Genomic DNA, 5,176 nt, shown 5'->3' on the forward strand with positions numbered 1-5,176 from the left:
CCACCGCCCTCCCGCCGCCCGAGGGACCTGAGCGGTACCCGTCCGGGGCCGCGGGCTGCCCGGTGCCCTGCGCGGATGCCGCCCCTCACGCCTCCGGCCTGACCCGCCGGACGGTCCCCCTGGGCCCCCGGGGGAATCACACCGCCGAGCGCCCGCCCAGTCCGTTCCCGGATCGGGCGGGCGTTCCACGTGGGCCAGTCCGACGGGATTGGCCGCTCCCGCCCGGGGCCATGGGCCGGGCCCGACGAGCGAGGTCCGGCCCGGCCCGCTGCCCTCACCCGCTGCCCGAGGACTTGGGCGGTGCTCCCGGCCGGAGAAGGAGAGCGTCGGCCTTCGCGCCTGCGGTCTGATCCGCCGGACGGGCGTCCTGGGCCGCCGCCCCGGTGGGACCACACACCGTCAGGCGCCCGGCCGGGCCGGGATCCGGTGGGCGTTCGGCGTGTCAGTCCGGGAGGGGCAGGCGGCTGGTCTCGCCCGGCTCGACCTGGATCATGCGGCGGTCCGGGAGGTGTACCTCGATCGGGGAGCGTCCGGACGACGGCACGGTGATCTCCAGCTGGCCGCGTTCCAGCCGCAGCCGCACGCCCCAGTGGCCGTGATAGCGCAGGGTGAATCCGTAGGAGGACAGCTCCGGCAGGGGCACCGGGTCGAGCCACAGGGCGCCGCGGCGGGTCTCGAGTCCGGTCAGTCCGCGCTGCACCAGATCGAGCGTGCCGGCCATGGCACCGAGGTGGATGCCCTCGCCGGTGGTGCCGCCCTGGATGTCGGCGATGTCCGCCCGAAGGGCCTCCTGGCAGAACGTCCAGGCGTCCGCGCGGCGCGCCCGGGCCAGGACCCAGCCGTGGACCAGGCCGCTGAGGGTGGAGCCGTGGCTGGTGCGGTGGAGGTAGTGGTCCACCGTGCGCCGCCAGGTCCGTTCGTCCAGGCTCAGGCCCAGCCGGTGGAAGAGGCCCTGGAGTTCGGCGGGCGAGAAGAGATAGCCCAGCATCAGGACGTCCGCCTGCTTGGACGCCTGGTAGCGGTTGACGCTGTCACCCTCCGCCTCCAGGATCCGGTCGAGGCGCCGGATGTCGCCGTACCGGCGCCGGTAGCCCCGCCAGTCGAGCTCGGCGAGTTCCCCGTAGCCCTCGAACTGGCTGATGACCCCGTTGTGGAAGGGGACGTGGAGCTGCCGGGAGATCTCCTCCCACTCCTCGAGCTCACCCGCGTCCAGTCCGGTCCGCTCGGCGAGTTCCCGGCGCCTCGGCTCGGGCAGGCCGCGCAGCACCTCCAGGGTGCGGGTGAGTACCCAGGCGGCCGTGACATTGGTGTACGCGTTGTCGTCGAGGCCGGGCCCGGCGGCGTCCGGGTAGGCGTCGTGGTACTCGTCGGGCCCGACGACGCCCTTGATGCGGTACCGGCCGAACCCGTCGTCGAAGCCTGCCGAGTCCGCCCAGAAACGGGAGATCTGCAGCAGCATCTCGGCGCCCTTGGTGTGCAGGAACTCCTCGTCGCCGCTGGCCTCGCAGTACTGCCACACGTTGTACGCGATGGCCGATCCCACGTGGTGCTGGAGGTGGGAGTGGTCGGGCAGCCAGCGCCCGGAGCGGGGGTTGAGATGCAGCTGCTGTGTCTCCTCACGGCCGTCGCTGCCGCTCTGCCACGGGTACATCGCGCCCCTGCGCCCCGCGTCCCGCGCGGCGGTGCGGGCGCGCTCGAGGCGCCGGTGACGGTGGTGCAGCAGCGCCCGCGAGACCTCCGGGAGGTGCAGGTTGAGGTACGGCAGGACGAACAGCTCGTCCCAGAAGACGTGCCCCCGGTAGGCCTCACCGTGCAGTCCCCGTGCCGGCACCCCGACGTCCAGGTCCGCGGTGTGCGGGGAGAGGGTCTGCAGGACATGGAAGAGATGCAGCCGCAGAATGCGCCCCGCCTCGCCGGCCACGTCGAGTTCGGTCCGGCGCCACAGCTGCTCCCAGGCCGTCAGGTGCGGCCCCATCAGCTCGTCGAAATCGCCCGCCCGGCTCACCCGGTCGACAGCGGCGTGCAGCGGGTCGCTGATCGCGGGGTCGCGGGAGGTGTGCAGGGCGACGATCTTGTCGACGGTGACGGTGCGTCCGGCGGCCAGGTCCAGCCGGGTCGTCTGGACGGCACGCGGACGCTCGTGCCGGACCGTCACGGGCGCCGGTGACGTGAACCGGGCGGCTAGGGCGATCCGCACGTCCGAGGTGCGGGTACGGCAGCCGAGCCACACCGTGTCCCCGGCGGACGTACCGGTACGCACGTCGGTGAGATGGCGGCCGTCCAGATCCCGGTAGCGGGGCACCCCGGCGTTGGTGACACCCCCGTCGAGCGCCGCCTCGGTCTCGAGCGCGCCGGAGAACCCCTCCGCGGTGAACTCGGTGCGCAGGCCCGCCAGATGGGGATCGGCCATGTGCACGAACCGGAGCTGGCGCACGAGCAGCGCCCGCCCCGCGCCGAGACCGTACCGCGTCCGGCGCTCCATCAGTCCGGAGGACAGGTGCAGCGTCACCACGTGCTCGAGCACGCTCGCCGTGTCGGGGGCGAGCCAGGACTCCCCGGGGAGGCGGAAGCGGAGCGGGAGCCAGTTGGGCAGGTTGACCATGTCCTCGTTCTCGACCTGCCGACCGACGACCTGGGAGGTGAGCCGGTTGTAGACGCCGGCCGCGTACGTCCCCGGGTAGTGCACGTCGTCGGCGGAGCACTCCGCCAGCGCCCCCCGGGTGGCGAAGTACCCGTTGCCCAGCGTGCACAGGGACTCCCGCAGGCGCGCGCCGTCGGGGTCGTAGCCCTCGTACTCCCAGGTCCAGTCCGTCACTCGACGCTCCTCCCGCCGGCGGCGGTGCCGGGCCCCCGGACGTCCGTACGACGATGTCGGGCACCGTACCGCGCGGCGTCGGCGTCCGGTCCGGGATCCGTCACCGACTGCGGGACACGTGCCGGCCGTGGCCCCGACGGCCGCTGCGGCCGAAGGCCGTCGACGAGTACCCCCGGCGGGTGCCCGGCACACACCGGGCCGGCGGCAGCGCCTACTCCTCCCGCACCGGCACCCTCCACAGCAGGGTCGTGCCCCGGTCGGGGGACCCGGTGATGTCGAACGTGCCACCGAGCTGCTCCGCGCGCTCGGCCATGTTGCGCACCCCGCTGCGGCGGCCCCCTGCGGTGATGCCCACCCCGTTGTCCGAGACCGAGAGGCGGACCTCGCGGCCGTCGGTCTCCAGGGCCACCTGGGCACGGTCGGCGCGGGCGTGCCGGGCGATGTTGGTCAGGGCCTCGGAGAGCACGGCCACCACGTGGTCGGCGGTCTCCCTGGGCACCTGGGTGTCGATCAGACCCTCCATGCGCACACTGGGCGCGAACCCGAGCAGGGGGGCGGCCTCGCCGACCCCGCGCACGACGCGGGCCCGCAGGCCCGATCCGTCGGCGCCGGCGGCCTCCCGGGACCGCAGACCGAAGATGGTCGAGCGGATGATCTTGATGGTCTCGTCGAGGTCGTCGACGGCCCTCAGTACCCGCTCCGAGGCCTCCTTGTGCTCGATGAACCGGCCGGCGCTCTGGAGGGTCATGCCCGTGGCGAACAGCCGCTGGATCGCCAGATCGTGCAGATCACGGGCGATGCGGTCACGGTCCTCGAGCACGGCGATCTGCTCGGCGTCCTGGCGGCGTTCCGCCAGTTCCATCGCCACGGCCGCCTGGGCGGCGAACCCCTGCAGCGGTTCGATCTCCTTGTCGGAGAAGGGGTTGCGGTCGGCGGTCCGGACCAGCAGGACGATGCCACGCACACGGTCGCCCGACCCGACGGGCACGGCGGCGGCCGGGCCGAGTTCCTCGAGGCGCTGGGGGCCGGGGAAGACCCGGTCGTCGGTCGTGATGTCCGGGCTGGTGACCGGGGCGGCCGTGGTGAAGGCCCGGCCGAGCAGGCTGCCCTCGACCGGCACGACGAGCCCTCGGTGGGTCTCCGCGCCCTGCCCGATGGCCAGTTCCACGGTCAGCGAGTCGGTGCCCTCCATGGGCACCGCGACGACGGCGAGGGCGGCGCCGGTGATCTCGCGGGCGCGTTCCGCGATGAGCAGCAGGGCGGCGCCGCGTTCGCTGCCGGACATCAGGCCGTGGGTGATCTCGGCGTTGGCCTGGAGCCAGCGTTCGCGCTGCCGTGACTCCTCGTAGAGACGGGCGTTGTCGATGGCGACACCGGCGGCGACCGCCAGGGTGGACAGGACCGACTCGTCCTCCTCGTCGAACTGCGCCCCGCCCCGCTTCTCGGTCAGGTACAGGTTGCCGAAGACCTGGTCGCGGACCCGGATGGGCACACCGAGGAAGGTGTTCATCGGCGGGTGGTGGTCGGGGAAGCCGTACGAGCTGGGGTGGTCGGAGAGTTTCGCCGCCCGCAGGGGCTCGGGGTGGCGGATCAGTTCGCCGAGGATGCCGTGGCCCTCGGGGTAGTGGCCGATGCGGGCGATCTCCTCGTCACCGATCCCGACGGTGTGGAAGGCGGACAGCCGCTTGCCGTCCGGGCCGATCACCCCCAGGGCCGCGTACCGCGCGTCCACCACCGCCGCGGCGGCCTCCACGATGCTGTGCAGCGCCTGCTCCAGTTCCAGCTCGCGGCCGACCGAGAGCACGGCCTCCAGCAGGCTGTGCACCCGGTCGCGGGTGCCGCGCGCCGCGTCGATCCGGGCCTGGAGCTCCTCCAGCAGTTCGTCGAGCCTCAGCTGAGGCAACCGTACGCGGGCGTCCCCGTCCCGCTCGGAGTCTTCCACCCGTGCCTCCCGTCCCCATCGCCCGCGCACCGTCGACGGGTTGCCTGCCGACCGGCGCTCCGGTAACGGTCCAGTAAAGGTGACGGTACGGCATCGGCCCGGCCGCGCGTCCAGCGGGCCCACCGTCCGGCCACCCCGGGACCCGCCGCCCCGCCACCGCGACAACACCTGCCGACCGCCTCGGAAACCCCCGATCAGCCACCCCGGGACCACCATCCCGCCACGCTGGGAACCAGGACCGGCCCCGTTCACCTTGCCCCCCATCGGGGAGCCCTCCGACCGTCCCGGACCACTGCCGCCCGCGACCCCGGGGGGGGCGTCGCCCCGGCCCAGGAGAATGTCCCGCCCGCCGGGCCTCGCGGCTGCGCGGGCCGAATCGCCTGGTGAACGTCGGCGAGGATCGGGCGGCGGCGTGACGG

General features: G+C 73.6%; 2 protein-coding genes. Both read right to left on the minus strand.

The genetic code is table 11. The features are described from left to right. Positions 1–442: 442 nt before the first annotated feature. A complete protein-coding gene (locus B9S61_RS14835; protein WP_103542680.1) occupies positions 443–2,815 on the minus strand; it encodes a glycoside hydrolase family 65 protein in 2,373 nt (790 codons plus the stop codon). A gap of 211 nt (positions 2,816–3,026) precedes the next feature. Then, positions 3,027–4,757 carry a GAF domain-containing sensor histidine kinase gene (locus tag B9S61_RS14840; RefSeq protein ID WP_103542681.1) on the minus strand — a complete coding sequence of 577 codons (1,731 nt, stop codon included), beginning with the start codon at positions 4,755–4,757 and terminating at the stop codon, positions 3,027–3,029. Positions 4,758–5,176: the final 419 nt, after the last annotated feature.

It is taken from the genome of Streptomyces sp. SM1, assembly GCF_002910825.1.
Classification (GTDB): domain Bacteria; phylum Actinomycetota; class Actinomycetes; order Streptomycetales; family Streptomycetaceae; genus Streptomyces; species Streptomyces okerensis.